The 14,726-nt window shown below is 65.8% G+C and carries 13 protein-coding genes; 8 read left to right on the forward strand and 5 right to left on the reverse strand.

Annotation, left to right across the window (positions count from 1 at the left end):
• Nucleotides 1-810: a putative RNA methyltransferase gene (locus BLQ74_RS04250; protein WP_090261243.1), complete on the forward strand. Its 810-nt coding sequence runs from the start codon at nt 1-3 to the stop codon at nt 808-810.
• Nucleotides 811-820: 10 nt separating this feature from the next.
• The gene (locus BLQ74_RS04255) at nt 821-1,204 is read left to right on the forward strand and encodes a hypothetical protein (protein ID WP_090261245.1); all 384 of its coding nucleotides are present in this window, start codon (nt 821-823) and stop codon (nt 1,202-1,204) included.
• Nucleotides 1,205-1,324: 120 nt separating this feature from the next.
• On the opposite strand, the gene BLQ74_RS04260 is transcribed toward BLQ74_RS04255, so the two are convergent.
• From BLQ74_RS04260 to BLQ74_RS04280, 5 genes are all read right to left on the reverse strand, one after another.
• A complete protein-coding gene (locus tag BLQ74_RS04260; RefSeq protein WP_015476243.1) occupies nt 1,325-1,534 on the reverse strand; it encodes a cold-shock protein in 210 nt (69 codons plus the stop codon).
• A gap of 402 nt (nt 1,535-1,936) precedes the next feature.
• On the reverse strand, nt 1,937-2,908 hold the full coding sequence (locus BLQ74_RS04265) for a DUF4340 domain-containing protein (RefSeq protein WP_090261248.1): 972 nt from the start codon (nt 2,906-2,908) through the stop codon (nt 1,937-1,939).
• A 10-nt stretch (nt 2,909-2,918) separates the two neighbouring features.
• Nucleotides 2,919-4,754 carry a GldG family protein gene (locus BLQ74_RS04270; RefSeq protein WP_090261250.1) on the reverse strand — a complete coding sequence of 612 codons (1,836 nt, stop codon included), beginning with the start codon at nt 4,752-4,754 and terminating at the stop codon, nt 2,919-2,921.
• A 10-nt stretch (nt 4,755-4,764) separates the two neighbouring features.
• Nucleotides 4,765-5,499 (reverse strand): ABC transporter permease subunit, encoded by a 735-nt coding sequence (locus tag BLQ74_RS04275; protein WP_090261252.1) that lies wholly within the window; start codon nt 5,497-5,499, stop codon nt 4,765-4,767.
• Nucleotides 5,496-6,419, reverse strand: a complete 924-nt coding sequence (locus tag BLQ74_RS04280) for an ABC transporter ATP-binding protein (protein ID WP_090261254.1) — start codon at nt 6,417-6,419, stop codon at nt 5,496-5,498. Before BLQ74_RS04280 ends, BLQ74_RS04275 begins: the two co-directional genes overlap by 4 nt.
• A 317-nt stretch (nt 6,420-6,736) precedes the next feature.
• Here BLQ74_RS04280 and BLQ74_RS04285 point away from each other — a divergent pair, with 317 nt between their 5' ends.
• From BLQ74_RS04285 to rfaH, 6 genes are all read left to right on the forward strand, one after another.
• Nucleotides 6,737-7,003: a hypothetical protein gene (locus tag BLQ74_RS04285; RefSeq protein ID WP_139199034.1), complete on the forward strand. Its 267-nt coding sequence runs from the start codon at nt 6,737-6,739 to the stop codon at nt 7,001-7,003.
• Nucleotides 7,000-8,274, forward strand: coding sequence for a hypothetical protein (locus tag BLQ74_RS04290; RefSeq protein ID WP_090261258.1), 1,275 nt, complete (start codon nt 7,000-7,002; stop codon nt 8,272-8,274). Before BLQ74_RS04285 ends, BLQ74_RS04290 begins: the two co-directional genes overlap by 4 nt.
• 151 nt (nt 8,275-8,425) lie before the next feature.
• On the forward strand, nt 8,426-10,912 hold the full coding sequence (gene plsB, locus BLQ74_RS04295; RefSeq protein WP_090261260.1) for a glycerol-3-phosphate 1-O-acyltransferase PlsB: 2,487 nt from the start codon (nt 8,426-8,428) through the stop codon (nt 10,910-10,912).
• 190 nt (nt 10,913-11,102) lie between these two features.
• Entirely contained in the window at nt 11,103-11,561 is a 459-nt protein-coding gene (locus tag BLQ74_RS04300) for a low molecular weight protein-tyrosine-phosphatase (protein ID WP_090261262.1), read from the forward strand.
• Between the two features lie 12 nt (nt 11,562-11,573).
• Entirely contained in the window at nt 11,574-13,802 is a 2,229-nt protein-coding gene (locus tag BLQ74_RS04305; RefSeq protein WP_090261264.1) for a polysaccharide biosynthesis tyrosine autokinase, read from the forward strand.
• Nucleotides 13,803-13,894: 92 nt separating this feature from the next.
• Nucleotides 13,895-14,398: a transcription/translation regulatory transformer protein RfaH gene (rfaH, locus tag BLQ74_RS04310; RefSeq protein ID WP_090261266.1), complete on the forward strand. Its 504-nt coding sequence runs from the start codon at nt 13,895-13,897 to the stop codon at nt 14,396-14,398.
• Nucleotides 14,399-14,726: the final 328 nt, after the last annotated feature.

Below are 14,726 nucleotides of genomic sequence, written 5' to 3' on the forward strand. Positions count from 1 at the left end.
ATGCTCACTTGCCCGATCTGCCTGGCGCGCCTGGAGCGCCTCGACGACGGCGCGGTCTGCCCCGCCGGACATCGTTTCGACCGCGCCCGCCAGGGCTACCTGAACCTGCTGCCGGTGCAGCACAAGAAGAGCCGCGATCCCGGCGACAACGCCGCCATGGTCGAAGCCCGCCGGCACTTCCTCAGCGCCGGCCACTACGCGCCGCTGGCCCGGCGCCTGGCCGAACTGGCCGCGCAACGCGCGCCGGCACGCTGGCTGGATATCGGTTGCGGCGAAGGCTACTACACGGCGCAACTGGCCGAGGCCCTGCCGGGCAGCGACGGCTACGCGCTGGACATTTCCCGCGAGGCGGTGAAAAGCGCCTGCCGCCGTGCCCCGCAACTGACCTGGATGGTCGCCAGCATGGCCCGCGTGCCCTTGGCCGATGCCTCCTGCCAACTGCTGGCCAGCGTCTTCAGCCCGATCGACTGGAACGAAGCGGCGCGCCTGCTGGTGCCCGGCGGCGGCGTGCTGCGCCTGGGCCCGGCCCGCGACCACCTGCTGGAACTGCGCCAACGCCTCTACGACGAAGTGCGCGAGTACGTTGACGACAAGCACCTCGCCGACCTGCCGGACAGCCTGCGTCTGGCCCACAGCGAAACCCTGGACTTCCGTCTGGCCCTGGACAGCCGCGAGGCCCGCGAGCAGTTACTGGCCATGACCCCGCACGGCTGGCGGGTCAACCCGCAGCGCCGCGAGCGCATCCTCGCCGAGCCTTTCGAGGTAACGGTCGCGGTACGCTACGATTGGCTGGAACGCCTGGATCACTAACGAGGACCGCATGCGCCAACCCGATATCGAGATCTACCTGAAGGATGCCGACCAGGCCGCCGTCGGCGAATGGCTGGCGCAGGCACTGGGCCCTTGCAGCGAGTGGCGGGCCAAGGGTGAAACCTTCAAGTGCGAGGCCGACAGCCCGCACGGGCGGATTCCGCTGACCTGGCTGCCGAAAGCCGTGGGCAAGTGGCACAGCCTGTTCATCGACAGCGATGCGACGCCCTGGGACGACGACCTGGCCTGCGCGAAGGCGGCGAATGCCGCGCTGGGCGTGGAAGTGCGCTGCGCGCCGGGTAGCTGGAGCGAGGAACAGGGCGAGGAAGATGCCGACCGCTGGCTCAAGGTGAGCGCCGAGGGCGTCGAAGAAATCACCTGGCGAACCGGCTGAAACGAAAAAACGGCGCAATCCGCGACACGCGGCGCCGTGCTGCGACAAGCAGGTCCGATCGCGCTGCGCGGACCTGAAAATCAAAGGCCCGTCTTGCGACGGGCCTTTGATTTCGGGGGCTCAGACCTTGGCGACGTCTTCCGCCTGGAGGCCTTTCTGACCCTGGATCACCGAGAACTCCACTTTCTGGCCTTCGACCAGGGAGCGGTGACCATCGCCACGAATGGCACGGTAGTGAACGAAAACGTCCGGACCGCTATCGCGTTGAATGAATCCATAACCTTTGGCGTCATTGAACCACTTGACGGTTCCGACCTCACGATCAGCCATTACCACACTCTCCAACTTGCAATTTTATTTTTGGGTGGCCCCCGGAAAGAGGACTGCAACGGCTCGACAGGCGGAGGGTTGTCCGCGCTATCCAAGCAGAGCCGAAGCCAAGTTGGATAGGGAATCGAATAACACCCCAATGACGACCGCGCGCCCGAGTATATAAATCAAAAGTTACAGCTGAAAAGCTATTTTTCATCCTGCCCCCAGGACACTGGCCGAAGCGGCCAAAGTGCCATATTTCGGGGCTTCCAGGGCCATTTTGGTGCTTGGCAAGGCGCTCTCTCGGGGGCAAATACCCCGCACCTATCTGTGCGCCAGTTCACATTTCCGCAGTATGCCGAGCCGGCCCCGTGGGTGAATCCGGCGCCGTGCAAGCGAGGGCGCGGCGCCGGATTCGCCTCAGGATTTCTTCGCCATGAAGTCCCCCAGATGCCGCGACAGCGCCTGGTAGGCAGCGTCCTGAAGGCGATAGGCCCAGCCCGGGCGCGCCTGGATCTGGCCGTCGGCGAAGCCCTCGACACGCTCGAGGATCAGCCAGGGCTGGCCGCCTTGTTCCTGCACGCGCCCGCTGAGACTGGCACCGTCCAGGGTCTTGAGGCTCAGGCTGAGGCGCGGCGCGTCCTTGAAAGCCACCTGGTCCAGCGGCACGGCCTCCGTGAAGATCAATTGGGCGAAGGGCGTGGCCATGCCGTTGGCCACCGCCTCGTAGGCCAGCCGGGCGTCCTTAGGCAACTGGCGCACCTGCAGGTTGGGCTCGCCGGCCTGGTTGCGGAATACCGTCAGGGTTTCGCTCCCCGGATAGCTCACCGAGACCTCGGCGATCTTCTCGAAGGGGATGCTGGTCACCCGCCGATCCAGCCAGTCCAGCTCGTTCGGCGGCAGTTGCAGCGCCTTGTCGATCAGCCAGACCTGATCCTCGCCCGGCTTGCGCACCAGGCGTCCGCCCGGCGCCACGGCCTTGCCGATGAGCAGGTCGAAGGGGCCGCCCTGGGTGCGCTCCAGGGTCAGGCGCACGGCGGCGCCCGGGCCCTGGTCGGCCAGTTCGAGCTGGGCGAAGTTGCCCGGATCGCGGGTCTTTGGCTCGACCTTGCGCGCTTCCGCGAGGTCGTGCAGCAGGTCGCCGATCAGGCGCCCGGCAGCGGTGTAGTCGGCCTTCGCCGGCATCACCCAGCGCCCGTCCTGGCGCGCCACGCGGATGCTCGGCTGGCCGGGACGCTGGATCTGCACGGCACTCACCTGCTGCGCTTGCAGACCCGGGAGGTAGCGGGTGTCGCTCGGCGCCAGGCGTTGCGGCTCACGCTGCAGCCAGGCGTAAAGCCCGCCGCAGAGCAGCGCCAGAAGCAGCAGCAGGACCAGACTCTTGCGTTGCATGAAAGCCCCCTCACGCCTGGCGCCGGCGCCGCCACCACCACAGGACGAGCACGCCCAGGGTCAGCAGCGACGGCACCAGCACGATGTTGATCAGTTTCAGCTTGCGTCCCAGCGCGTCGATATCGGCGTTGAGCTGGAACTGCACGTCGCGCAGTTCCTTGCGGATGCGCACGCGCTCCTGGATGTACTGTTGCAGGGCGCCCTGCTGCTCCAGGGTCAATTCCTGGGTCTTGCCCGGGTCCGGGTTCTGCAGCGCGGCGAGCTTCTGCTCGGTATCGGCCAGGCGCTGCTTGAGCGCATCGGCTTTCTCGCGGAAGTTGGCTTCGGCCTGGCGCTGCAGCTCATCGACCACGCTGAACGGACGGCTGAAGCGGCCGCGCGAGCGCACGCTGATCAGGGCATCCGAACCGGCCAGGTTATCCAGCGCATTGATCACGAAGCTGGCGTTGTCGGCCCAGGGCTGCGGCAGGCGCTGCCCGTAGAAGTCCTGCACCTGCACCCACATGCGATCGCTGAGCAGGTCGCTATCGGCGACGGCGATGACGTTGATGTTGTCGGCGCCCGGCAGACCGTCCTTGCGACCTTCGATGCCGTTCGGATAAGCGCTGCGCGCCGGCCCCTGGATGCGCGCGGCCAGCGCATAACGCTCGCCGGTGGGCTTGAGCAGCCCCATCAGCTCGCCGGGATCGCGCAGGCTGGCGAAGCGCTGCGCATCGAACGGCATGGCGTAGGCGGAACTGCGGATCAACGGGGTGAAGCGGGTCTTCGCCCCGGCCAGCGGTTCGAGGATGCCGGCGGTGGCGACGGTCAGGTTGTTCAGCCCGGCGGTGCTCACGTCGCTGGCGTCGAGCGCCTTGGCGTCCAGGTTCAGCCAGCCCGGATGGTGCGCCGAGCGCTGGCCCTGGCCCATGCTCACCGACATCGCGTAGGTGCCGTCGCCGAGGACCTTGCCCGGCAACAGGCGCAGGCCCCAGGCCTGGAACAGCGGTTCGAGGTCGGAAGCCTGGTCGCCGCCGCCCTCCAGCGCGGCCATCGGCGAGGCCTTGTCGGCTTCGCTGTAGGGATCGACGAAGACCAGCAGCTTGCCGCCGCGCAGGACGAACTGGTCGATGGCGTAGAGGGTCTGCTGCGGCAGGTGCTTGGGGTGGACCAGCAGGAGCACGCTGATCTCGCGCGGAATCTCGTCGGCGTCGGCCTTGATGCTCTTCAGGTCGAACTGCTGACGGATCTCCTCCAGGACCATCCACGGCGGGCTCGGCTGCTGCGTCTGCATGTCGAAGCCACCATTCATCGGCAACGTCGACAGCAGCCCCACCACCGGCCGCTGCGGATGCGCCAGCCCCTGGATCAGGCGGCTGAGGTCGTATTCGAGGAACTCCTCGTGGTCCGGCTGGAAGAACGGGATCACCTCGGTATTGTCCAGCGCGTTGGTCCCGGCCAGGCCGAAGTACAGGCTATCGCCGCCCTGGGACAGCGGCACCGCCTGCAGGCCGAACTCCGCCGCCTTGTCCTCCTCCTCGGAGAACGGCTGCGGGTCGATGATGTGCAGGCGGATCTTGCCGCCGGCCTGACGTTCGTAGGCCTTGAGCAGTTCCTCGACGCGCTTGGCGTAGTTGCGCAGGGAGACCAGCTCCTTGGTGCCCTTGTCCGAGTAGAAGAAGTACAGGTTGATCGGCTCGTCGATGGAGCCGAGGATCTTCTTGGTGCCCTCGGTGATGGTGTAGAGCTTCTGCTGGGTGAGGTCCAGGCGCGCGCCGGTGAAGGCCAGTCCGGAGAGCAGATTGAAGGCCAGGAACAGCAGGGCGATGACCAGCAGCCCGGCCCCGGAATACAGCACTTTCTTCATGTCCGGCTCCTCAGTTGGCTTTCTTCAGGTCGACCGCCACCGCCGTGGCGGCCAGCCAGGCGGCGATCAGGCTGACGAAAAACAGCAGGTCGCGCAGGTCGAGGACGCCCTTGCTGATCGCATCGAAGCGAATCAGGAAGCTCATCGAGGCCACCGCATCGAGCAGCCACTGCGGCGCCCAGCCACTGAAGGCATCGAGCACCAGCGGGAAGCCGCTGACGATGAACAGGAAGCACACCACCACAGCGAGGATGAAGGCGATCACCTGGTTCTTCGCCAGCGCCGACATGCACGAGCCGATCGCCAGGTAGGCGCCGGCCAGCAGCCAGCTACCCAGGTAGCCGGCGAGGATGGCGCCGTTGTCCGGCTCGCCCAGGTAGTTGACCGTGAGCACCATGGGGAAGGTCAGCAGCAGGGCGATGCCGGCGAACACCCAGGCGGCGAGGAACTTGCCGACCACCGCCTCGAAGCGGGTGATCGGCAGGGTCATCAACAGCTCGATGGAGCCGGACTTGCGCTCCTCGGCCCAGAGGCGCATGGCGATCGCCGGGATGAGGAACAGGTAGAGCCAGGGATGGAAGTTGAAGAAGGCATTGAGGTCGGCCTGGTTACGCTCGTAGAAGCTGCCCAGGTAGAAGGTGAAGACCCCGGACAGCACCAGGAAGATGACGATGAACACATAGGCCAGCGGCGTGGCAAAGTAACTGGCCAGCTCGCGCTTGAAGATCACCGGTAGCTGCTTCATGCCGCCTCTCCCCGGGTCAGGCTGCGGAACACCTCGTCGAGGCGGCCGCGCTCGACGTCGAGTTCGCGGATGCGCCAGCCGTGCGCGGCGATCAGCGCGTTGACCTGCGGGAAGATCACCTGCCCCGGCTGCGCCAGCACCGTCACGCTGTGCTCCAGCGGATTGTCTTCCACCCCCGCCACCCCCGGCAGCGCGGCCAGCGCCTCACGGTCCAGCGGGCTGTCGCCGACCAGGGTCACCGCCTGGTGGTAGCGCGAACGCCGCTCCAGCTCGAAGGGCGTGTCATCGGCCAGCAGGCGCCCGTTGGCGATCACCAGGGCGCGGCTGCACAGCGCGCTGACCTCTTCGAGGATGTGCGTGGAAATGATCACGATGCGCTCCTTGGCCAGTTGACCGATCAGTTCGCGGACCTGGTACTTCTGGTTCGGATCGAGGCCGTCGGTGGGCTCGTCGAGGATCAGCACGCGCGGATCGTGGAGGATCGCCTGGGCCACGCCGACACGCCGCTTGAAGCCCTTGGAGAGGGTTTCGATGCTCTGTTCGCGGACCCCTTCCAGCTCCAGCTGCGCGACCACCCGTGCGACCCGCTCGCGCTTCTCGGCGCCACGGTAGCCGCGCACCTCGGCGATGAATTCGAGGAAGGCGCGCACGCGCATGTCGCCATAGCAGGGCGCCCCTTCCGGCAGATAGCCGATCAGGCGCTGGGCCTGCAGGGTGTGGGTCTGGATGTCGAAACCGTGGATGGTCGCGGTGCCCGAGCTGGGCGCGAGGAATCCAGTGAGCATCTTCATGGTGGTGGATTTGCCGGCCCCGTTCGGGCCGAGGAAACCCAGCACTTCCCCCGGGCGCACACTGAACGACAGGTCATCGACGACGGTGTGCTGCGCAAAACGCTTCGTGAGTCTGCTTATTTCGATCATGGTCTCTCACCGTTGCGGTAAGGGCCCCGACCGTCCTGGCGAAGGGACCCCCCGACAGGACCCGTCTCGACACCCGGAACACGCAGCGGAGACAGGCTCCCAAAATGCCGGCCGGACTATATGAAGCGCCCGGTGCGAAAGCAAGACAGCCGGCAAAGGGAAAAGTTGCCGAATGCTGCGTGGGATCGAGGGAATCCCGAAACAAACGATCAGAAATTTCCTCGGTCGTACCCAGTCTTATCCAATGCCCAGCTCCCAGCCCCCTCCCTAGAGTACGCAGTCACCGCGCCAGCATGCGCTTTGACAGGGCACCCCCCATGACGACACGCACCATTCGTATCGAGACTCCCTCGCGGGAAGTGCTCGACGCCAACGTTCTCTGCAGCTTCGCCATCCCCAGAATCAGCCAGAACTTCGTGGTCTACAGCATTCAGGAAGACACCCAGGACGGCTACTCCCGCGTCTACATCGCCGCGCTGCGCAAGCACGGCCAACGCTACAGCCTTGGAGGGCTGGACTCGGAACTCGACTGGCAAGCCGCCATCCAGGCCTTCAGACAAATCGTTAGGGATACCACGCTATGAGCGACCTGAAAAAACCCTCCGGCTATCACCTGATCGACCTCTCCGAGCTGCAACTGGCCCCGGCCCCGATGAAGGACCACCGCGCCGCCAGCATCAACAAGGAGCTGGTGGAAAAACTCATTGCCGGGCAGCTCGGCAAGCCTTGCGGGCCGATCCTGGAAACCCCGCTGGCCAGCGCCCAGGGCCTGCCCACGGCAATGCAGGGGCCGGCCGCCATGGGCCTGGACTATAGCCTGCCGCGCGCCAGCTCGACCCACACCGCCAGCCTGGCCACGCCGACCGCTGCGCCGGCCAGCGCACCTGCCGAAAGCGCGCCGAGCCCGAGCGCGGAAGCCGCCCCGGAAACCGACGAGCGCGCCGCCGCCAGCGCCGACGAACCCAGCGAAGCCGCCCAGCAGGCGGAGTCGGCCGCCGCACCACAGGCAGAATCCGCCAGCAGCGAGGGCGACAGCGCGGCGGAAGCAGCGCCGGCCAGCGCAGAGGCCGGCGACAGCACCCCGCCGCCCGCCGACGAAGCCCCCGCGCAGGACGCGGAGCGCAGCGAAGCGCCGAGCGAGGCGGACAAGCCCGCCGCAGAACACCCGTCACTTCAACCAGACAGCCAGACCGAAGCAATGCCTACCTACCCCACCCCGCCGCAAAGCCCGACCACCGCCAGCGAAAACGCCGCCTCGGCTCTGCCGCTGGAAGCCGCTGGTGCCGACACCGAGCACATGCTCTACGACGTGCAATCGACCCTCGACAGCCTGGCCGGTATGGCCCGTGGACTGGCCCAGCAGAAGCTGGAAGCCGACAAGCAGCGCGATGGCCTGGAAAGCCGCCAGCAGAACCTGCTGGAGAAAGAGCGCCAGTTGCAGGAGAAGGAAGAGCAACTGCGCCAGCAGCAGAGCCAATTGCAGCGCGACCGCGCCACTGTCGAGCAGACCGCCGAGAACAACTCGCGCCTGCTCGCCGAGCGCAGCGCCGCCCTGCAGCAACTGGCGGAGAACATCGAGCAACGCGAGCGCAGCAGCATCAAGCGCGCCGAAGCCCTGCAACTGGAGCAGCAGCGCAACGAAGAGCTGGCCGAGCAACTGCGCCAGCGCCTGGCCGAGTTCGAGAAGCGCGAAGCCACGCTGCAGCGGCGCAACCTGGAACTGAACGAGAAGTTCAAGCAACTGGTCAGCGCCAAGGAACGCTTCAGCACCATCGTCAAGAGCTTCAACGAGACCGTGCAATTCAATAACGGCCTGCACGCCATCTCCAAGACGGTGTTCGGCGAAGAAGACTGATGCAGCCCAGCCCCCTTCCGTCATCCCCCGGCGGAAGGGGCGCCACCCCGTCCGGTGCCGCGCCTGCGCACTTTTGCCGGATTGGCGATTGCGGCAAACTAGCGACCGCTCGGCTGACGCCGGGTCCGTCTCAACTGCCAGCAGAGCCCGTATGCCTCGTTATCCGTTCCGCCGCTTTGGTTTTGGCGCCCTTCGCCGCCTGCTGTACCTCTGGGTACGTTCGGAAACCATCAACCAATCGGCACTGAGCCTGAAGATCGACCGCAACAAACCGGTCCTCTACGTGCTCCAGCAGCCCTCGGTGAGCGACCTGGCGGTGCTCGACACGGAATGCCGCAAGGCCGGCCTGCCACGCCCGGTGATGCCAGTGGCGGTGGGCGACAGCATCGAGCCGGCCGCCTTCTTCTACCTCACCCGCGAACCCGATTGGCTGGGCCGCCAGGACAAGCGTGGCGCGCCGCCGGCGCTGATGCGCATGCTCGCGGCGATCGGCCAGAACGGTGTCGACGACGCGCAGATCGTGCCGGTCAGCGTGTTCTGGGGGCAATCGCCGGACAGCGAGAAGAGCGCCTGGAAGCTGTTGTTCGCCGACAACTGGGCGGTCACCGGACGTCTGCGCAAGGTGGCGCGCATCCTCATTCTCGGGCGTAAGACGCGGGTACAGTTCTCGACCCCGATCAAACTGCGCGAGCTGGTCGATCAGCACAAAGGCCAGGAGCGCACCCAGCGCATGGTCCAGCGCATCCTGCGCGTGCACTTCCGCAACCAGAAGACCGCGGTCATCGGCCCGGACCTGTCGCATCGCCGCACCCTGGTCAAAGGCCTGCTGCGCGCGCCGCTGGTGCGCCAAGCGATCCAGGAAGAGGTGGATACCCAGAAGATTTCCCAGGACAAGGCCGAGGCCACGGCGCTGCGCTACGCCAACGAGATCGCCGCCGACGTCTCCTACCCGGTGATCCGCTTCCTCGAAGTGACCCTGACCTGGTTCTGGAACAAGCTCTACGAGGGCGTGCGGGTCAACCACATCGAGCGGGTGCAGGACGTCGCCCAGGGGCACGAGATCGTCTACGTGCCCTGCCACCGCAGCCATATCGACTACCTGCTGCTGTCCTACCTGCTGTTCCGCAACGGCCTGACGCCGCCGCACATCGCCGCCGGCATCAACCTCAACATGCCGGTGATCGGCTCCATCCTGCGGCGCGGCGGGGCCTTCTTCATGCGCCGCAGCTTCAAGGGCAACCCGCTCTACAGCGCGGTGTTCAACGAATACCTGCACACCCTGTTCACCCGCGGCTTCCCCACCGAGTACTTCGTCGAAGGCGGACGTTCGCGCACCGGACGCATGCTCCTGCCGCGCACCGGCATGCTCGCCATCACCCTGCGCAGCTTCCTGCGCGACGCGCGCCGGCCGATCGTCTTCGTGCCGGTGTACATCGGCTACGAGCGCGTGCTCGAAGGCCGCACCTACCTGGGCGAATTGCGCGGCGCGGCGAAGAAGAAGGAGTCCATCTTCGACCTGTTCAAAGTGATAGGCGCGCTGCGCCAGCGCTTCGGCCAGGTCTGGGTGAACTTCGGCGAGCCGATCCACCTCGACAGTTTCCTCGAACAGCAACAGCCCGGCTGGCGCAACCAGGCGCTGGACGCGGCGTTCCGTCCCGAATGGCTGTCGCAGACCACCAAGCGACTGGCCAGCGAGGTGGCCCGTCACCTCAACGACGCGGCCGCCATCAACCCGGTCAACCTGGTCGCCCTGGCGCTGCTTTCCACCTCGCGCCTGGCCCTCGACGAACGCGCCCTGGCGCGCGTTCTCGACCTCTACCTGGCGCTGCTGCGCAAGGTGCCCTACTCGCCCAGCGCGACCCTCCCCGACGGCGACGGCCAGGCGCTGATCGAATACGTGAAGAGCATGGACCTGCTCGCCGAGCAGAAAGACGCCCTCGGCCGCATCCTCTACCTCGACGAGCAGAACGCGGTGCTGATGACCTACTACCGCAACAACGTGCTGCACGTCTTCGCCCTGCCGGCGCTGCTGGCCAGCTTCTTCCAGAGCAACGCGCGGATCAGCCGCGAGCAATTGCTCAACTACACCCGCGCGCTCTACCCCTACCTGCAGGCGGAACTCTTTATCCGCTGGGACCTCGGGCAGCTCGACGGGGTGGTCGACCAATGGCTGGCGGCGCTGGTCGACAAGGGCCTGCTGCGCCAGGACGGCGACGCCTACCTGCGCCCCGCGCCCAGCTCCCGCGAGTACGTGCTGCTGACCCTGCTGGCGCGCGCCATCAACCAGACCCTGCAGCGCTTCTACATGGCCATCGCCCTGCTGCTAAACGCCGGCCAGCACCAGCTCGGCGCCGAGGAACTGGAAGACCTGTGCACGGTCATGGCCCAGCGTCTGTCGATCCTGCATGGCCTGAATGCGCCAGAGTTCTTCGACAAGACCCTGTTCCGCAACTTCATCCAGGCCCTGCTCGACCAGCGCGTGCTGCGCAAGGACGAGGCCGGCAAGCTCGGCTATCACGAGAAGCTCGGCGAGCTGGCCGAGGGCGTCGCCAAGCGCGTGCTGCCGGCGGAAATCCGCCTGTCGATCCGCCAGGTCGCCCTGGAGCGTCCGGGCAGCGGCGACAACGCGCCTACCTGATTCATTCCTGAAAAAAACCGGGGCCGCCGAGGCCCCGGCAATGCCCGAAATACAGCATTCGCGCACTGCGACAGAGTGACGCCGGAGAAAATTCCGAGCCATGTCAGTTTGAGATTATTCGCATTGCTTCCCCCCCTCCCCCCTCTTAAATTCGCGGCCTTCCTAACCAGCTCACTCCTGGGATGCCGTTGTGTTGAAGAAGGTCTTGGTCGTCTGTGTCGGCAACATTTGCCGCAGCCCCACCGCGGAACATCTGCTGCGCCAATGCCTGGCCGCCACTGACATACAGGTCAGCTCCGCCGGCCTCGGCGCACGCGCCGGCAGCCCCATCGAGCGCAACGCCCTGGCACTCCTGCAACGGCAGGGTGAACAGCCCCGCGAACACCACGCACGGCAACTGAACGCACAACTGCTGCGCGAAGCCGATCTGGTGCTGGTCATGGAACACCACCACCTGCAGGGCGTCTTGCAGGTGGCGCCGGAAGCCCGCGGGAAGACCTTCCTGCTGGGCAAATGGCAGAACGACCGAGAGATTCCCGATCCCTACCGGCAAGGCCCGGCAGCGTTCGAGCATGCCTATGCGTTGATCAAGGAAGGCGTCGACGCCTGGTGCGTGCGCCTCAATCCCATTCGCCAGCCCAATCGGTAAAGAAGCCTCCCCATGCAGCAGCAACCCGCGATAGCGATGCAAGACCCGGACGATGATGAAATCGACCTGCTCGGTCTGCTCGGCACCCTGATCGATCACAAATGGCTGATCGCCGGCATCACCGCGGCCTTCACCACCCTGGGCGCGACCTATGCGCTGCTGGCGACACCGATCTACCGCTCCGACGCCAGCGTCCAGGTCGAAGCCAAGAAGCCGAGCATTCCCGGCCTCTCCGATATGGGCGACCTGCTCGGCGCGCAGTCCCAGGCGGTGACGGAAATCCAGCTGATCACCTCGCGCGCGGTGATCGGCAAGGCGGTGGATAACCTGCGCCTGAACATCGTCGCGGAGCCCAGTCGCTTCCCGCTGCTCGGCGGCTTCATCGCCCGCCACTTCCAGCCGCAAACCCCGGATGAGGTGGCCGCGCCGCTGCTCGGCATGAGCCGCTTCGGCTGGGGCGGAGAGTCCCTGGATATCTTCCAGCTGGATGTGCCCGACGCCCTGCTGGAAAAGCGCCTGACGCTGGTCGCCGGGGAAAACGGCAGCTTCAGCCTGCTCAACGATGACGACGACCTGCTGCTCCAGGGCAAGGTCGGCGAAAGCAGCCAGCAGAACGGCGTGACCCTCCAGGTACGCGCGCTGCAGGCCAACCCCGGTACCCGCTTCAAGGTGGTTCGCGAGCGCCGCCTGACCACCATCCTGCGTTACCAGGACAAGCTCAACGTCGGCGAGACCGGCAAGGAGTCCGGGATCATCAGCCTATCGCTGGAAAACGCCGAACCGAGCCGCGCCCTGCGGGTGCTGGACGAAATCAGCAAGCTCTACGTGCGGCAGAACGTCGAACGCGCCTCGGCCGAGGCCGCCTCCAGCCTGGAGTTCCTCCGCGGCCAGTTGCCGGAAGTGCGCCGCGAACTGGAAAAGGCCGAGGACGCCCTGAGCGCCTACCAGACCCACGCCAAGTCGGCGGACATCAGCCTGGAAACCAAGGCCCTGCTCGACCAGGTGGTGGCGCTGGACACCAATATCTCCGAACTCAAGCTGCAAAAAGCCGAGATGGACCGCAAGTTCACCCCGCAGCACCCGGCCTACCAGGCCTTGCAGAAGCAGATCGGCGAACTCACGGCGAAACAGAACGGCCTGACGCACAGGGTCGAGGGCCTGCCGGAAACCCAGCAGGAACTGCTGCGCCTGACCCGCGACGTACAAGTCAGCACCGCCATCTACACCCAGTTGCTGAACAAGGCCCAGGAACTCGACGTGATGCGCGCCGGCGCCGTCGGCAACGTGCGCATCATCGACAGCGCCGACGTCGACATCACCAAACCGATCAAGCCGAAGAAGGCCCTGATCGTCCTGGTCGCCGCGCTGCTCGGGCTGTTCTGCTCGGTGGCCCTGGTGCTGCTGCGCCGCGCCCTGAACCGTGGCATCGAGACCCCCGAGGCGATCGAGCAACTGGGCCTGCCGGTCTACGCCTCGGTGCCCTTCAGCGTCCTGCAGAAATCCGAGGAAAGCACGCGCGACAAAGGCCAGGGCCGCTCCGCCAAGGCCGCCCCGCTGCTGTCCATCGCCCACCCGACCGACCTGGCGGTGGAAGCCCTGCGCAGCCTGCGCACCAGCCTGCACTTCGCCATGCTCGAAGCCGGCGACAACCGCCTGATGATCTCCGGGCCGAGCCCCTTCGTCGGCAAGACCTTCGTCTCCTCCAACCTGGCGGCGGTGATCGCCCAGACCGGGCAACGGGTGCTGCTGATCGACGTCGACATGCGCAAGGGCTACCTGCACAAGATCCTCGGCACCAGCGAAGAGAACGGCCTCTCCGACCTGCTGGCGAAACGCTGCGACTTCGACAGCGCCGTGCGCCAGAGCGAAATCGACTGCCTGAGCTTCCTGCCGCGCGGACAGATTCCGCCGAACCCGTCGGAACTGCTGATGCACCCGAACTTCACCGCGCTGCTCGAAGAGGCCAGCCGCCGCTTCGACCTGGTGATCCTCGACACCCCGCCGCTGCTGGCCGTCACCGACGCCGCCATCGTCGGCCGGCAGGCCGGCACCAACCTGATCGTCACCCGTTTCGGCCTGAACCCGCCGCGCGAGATCGAGCTGACCATCCGCCGCTTCGCGCAGAACGGCATCGAACTCAAAGGCGCCATCCTCAATGGCATCGAAAGGCGTGCCTCGGCCTACTACGGCTATGGCAGCTACGGCTACTACCACTACGAGTACACGTCCGACAAAGACTGATCGACGCCCGCGGCCGCCAACGGCCCCGGCGTTCCCTTTCCGTCGGAACCCAGCACGCAGCAGGCGCCGTGAGTCCTGCAAGGATTCAACGCATGTCGGACTCAAGCGCCAAACGCTGGTACCTCCTGCAATGCAAACCGCGCCAGGACCAGCGCGCCCTGGAACACCTGGAGCGCCAGGGCTATCGCTGCCTGCAAGCGCTGCACAGCATCGAGTCGCTGCACAAGGGCCAACTGCGCGTGCTCGACGAGCCGCTGTTCCCCGGCTACCTGTTCATTCACCTGGACAAGGTCGAGGACAACTGGCTGCCGATCCGCTCCACCCGCGGCGTGACCCGGATCGTCGCCTTCGGCGGCCGCCCCACGGCCGTTCCCGAAGAGGTGATCGACAGGCTGAACCGGCCCCCGGCTGCCTCGATCATCCCCGCCCTCCTGCCGGGCGACAGCGTCAGGATCGACGAGCCCGGCCTGCGCCAGATCGACGCCATCTTCCTGGCCAGGGACGGAGACGAGCGGGTAGTGCTGCTATTGAAACTGCTGCAAAGAGACGCCCTGGTAAAAGTTCCACTCAGTCGAGTGAGCATTGCCGAAAAATGAAATAAACCCCGGTGCCTCGGAAATAGTAAGCACCTCAGGTACGACAAACTTCCGCGCCCGGCGATTTATCTGACAACGCAAGTCACCCACGACCTACGAAGCCACCACCTAGAATCACTGCACGTCCTTTCAAGCGTATAAAAAATGCGCAGAAATAAGTTTCACCCGTCCAACTCCTAAATATTAATAAGGCCATCACCTTGACATGTCATGGCCAATTAACCTTCAGCCACTCATCCACGTCTTGAGGAATCCGACGATAAATCCTGGGGCGGTAGCGTGTCCGCTTGGACGGCCGAGTCAGGCGGTCGATCGAATCAAGAAAATT

Source organism: Pseudomonas panipatensis (genome assembly GCF_900099785.1).
In the GTDB taxonomy this organism is placed as follows: domain Bacteria; phylum Pseudomonadota; class Gammaproteobacteria; order Pseudomonadales; family Pseudomonadaceae; genus Pseudomonas; species Pseudomonas panipatensis.

Excerpts from the sequence above, each read along its gene's own strand:
- plsB (WP_090261260.1), top strand. The coding sequence starts at position 8,426 with ATGCCTCGTTATCCGTTCCGCCGCTTTGGTTTTGGCGCCCTTCGCCGC.
- BLQ74_RS04250 (WP_090261243.1), top strand. The coding sequence starts at position 1 with ATGCTCACTTGCCCGATCTGCCTGGCGCGCCTGGAGCGCCTCGACGAC.
- BLQ74_RS04305 (WP_090261264.1), top strand. The coding sequence starts at position 11,574 with ATGCAGCAGCAACCCGCGATAGCGATGCAAGACCCGGACGATGATGAA.
- BLQ74_RS04260 (WP_015476243.1), bottom strand. The coding sequence starts at position 1,534 with ATGGCTGATCGTGAGGTCGGAACCGTCAAGTGGTTCAATGACGCCAAA.
- BLQ74_RS04280 (WP_090261254.1), bottom strand. The coding sequence starts at position 6,419 with ATGATCGAAATAAGCAGACTCACGAAGCGTTTTGCGCAGCACACCGTC.
- rfaH (WP_090261266.1), top strand. The coding sequence starts at position 13,895 with ATGTCGGACTCAAGCGCCAAACGCTGGTACCTCCTGCAATGCAAACCG.
- BLQ74_RS04275 (WP_090261252.1), bottom strand. The coding sequence starts at position 5,499 with ATGAAGCAGCTACCGGTGATCTTCAAGCGCGAGCTGGCCAGTTACTTT.
- BLQ74_RS04265 (WP_090261248.1), bottom strand. The coding sequence starts at position 2,908 with ATGCAACGCAAGAGTCTGGTCCTGCTGCTGCTTCTGGCGCTGCTCTGC.
- BLQ74_RS04285 (WP_139199034.1), top strand. The coding sequence starts at position 6,737 with ATGACGACACGCACCATTCGTATCGAGACTCCCTCGCGGGAAGTGCTC.
- BLQ74_RS04290 (WP_090261258.1), top strand. The coding sequence starts at position 7,000 with ATGAGCGACCTGAAAAAACCCTCCGGCTATCACCTGATCGACCTCTCC.
- BLQ74_RS04255 (WP_090261245.1), top strand. The coding sequence starts at position 821 with ATGCGCCAACCCGATATCGAGATCTACCTGAAGGATGCCGACCAGGCC.
- BLQ74_RS04270 (WP_090261250.1), bottom strand. The coding sequence starts at position 4,754 with ATGAAGAAAGTGCTGTATTCCGGGGCCGGGCTGCTGGTCATCGCCCTG.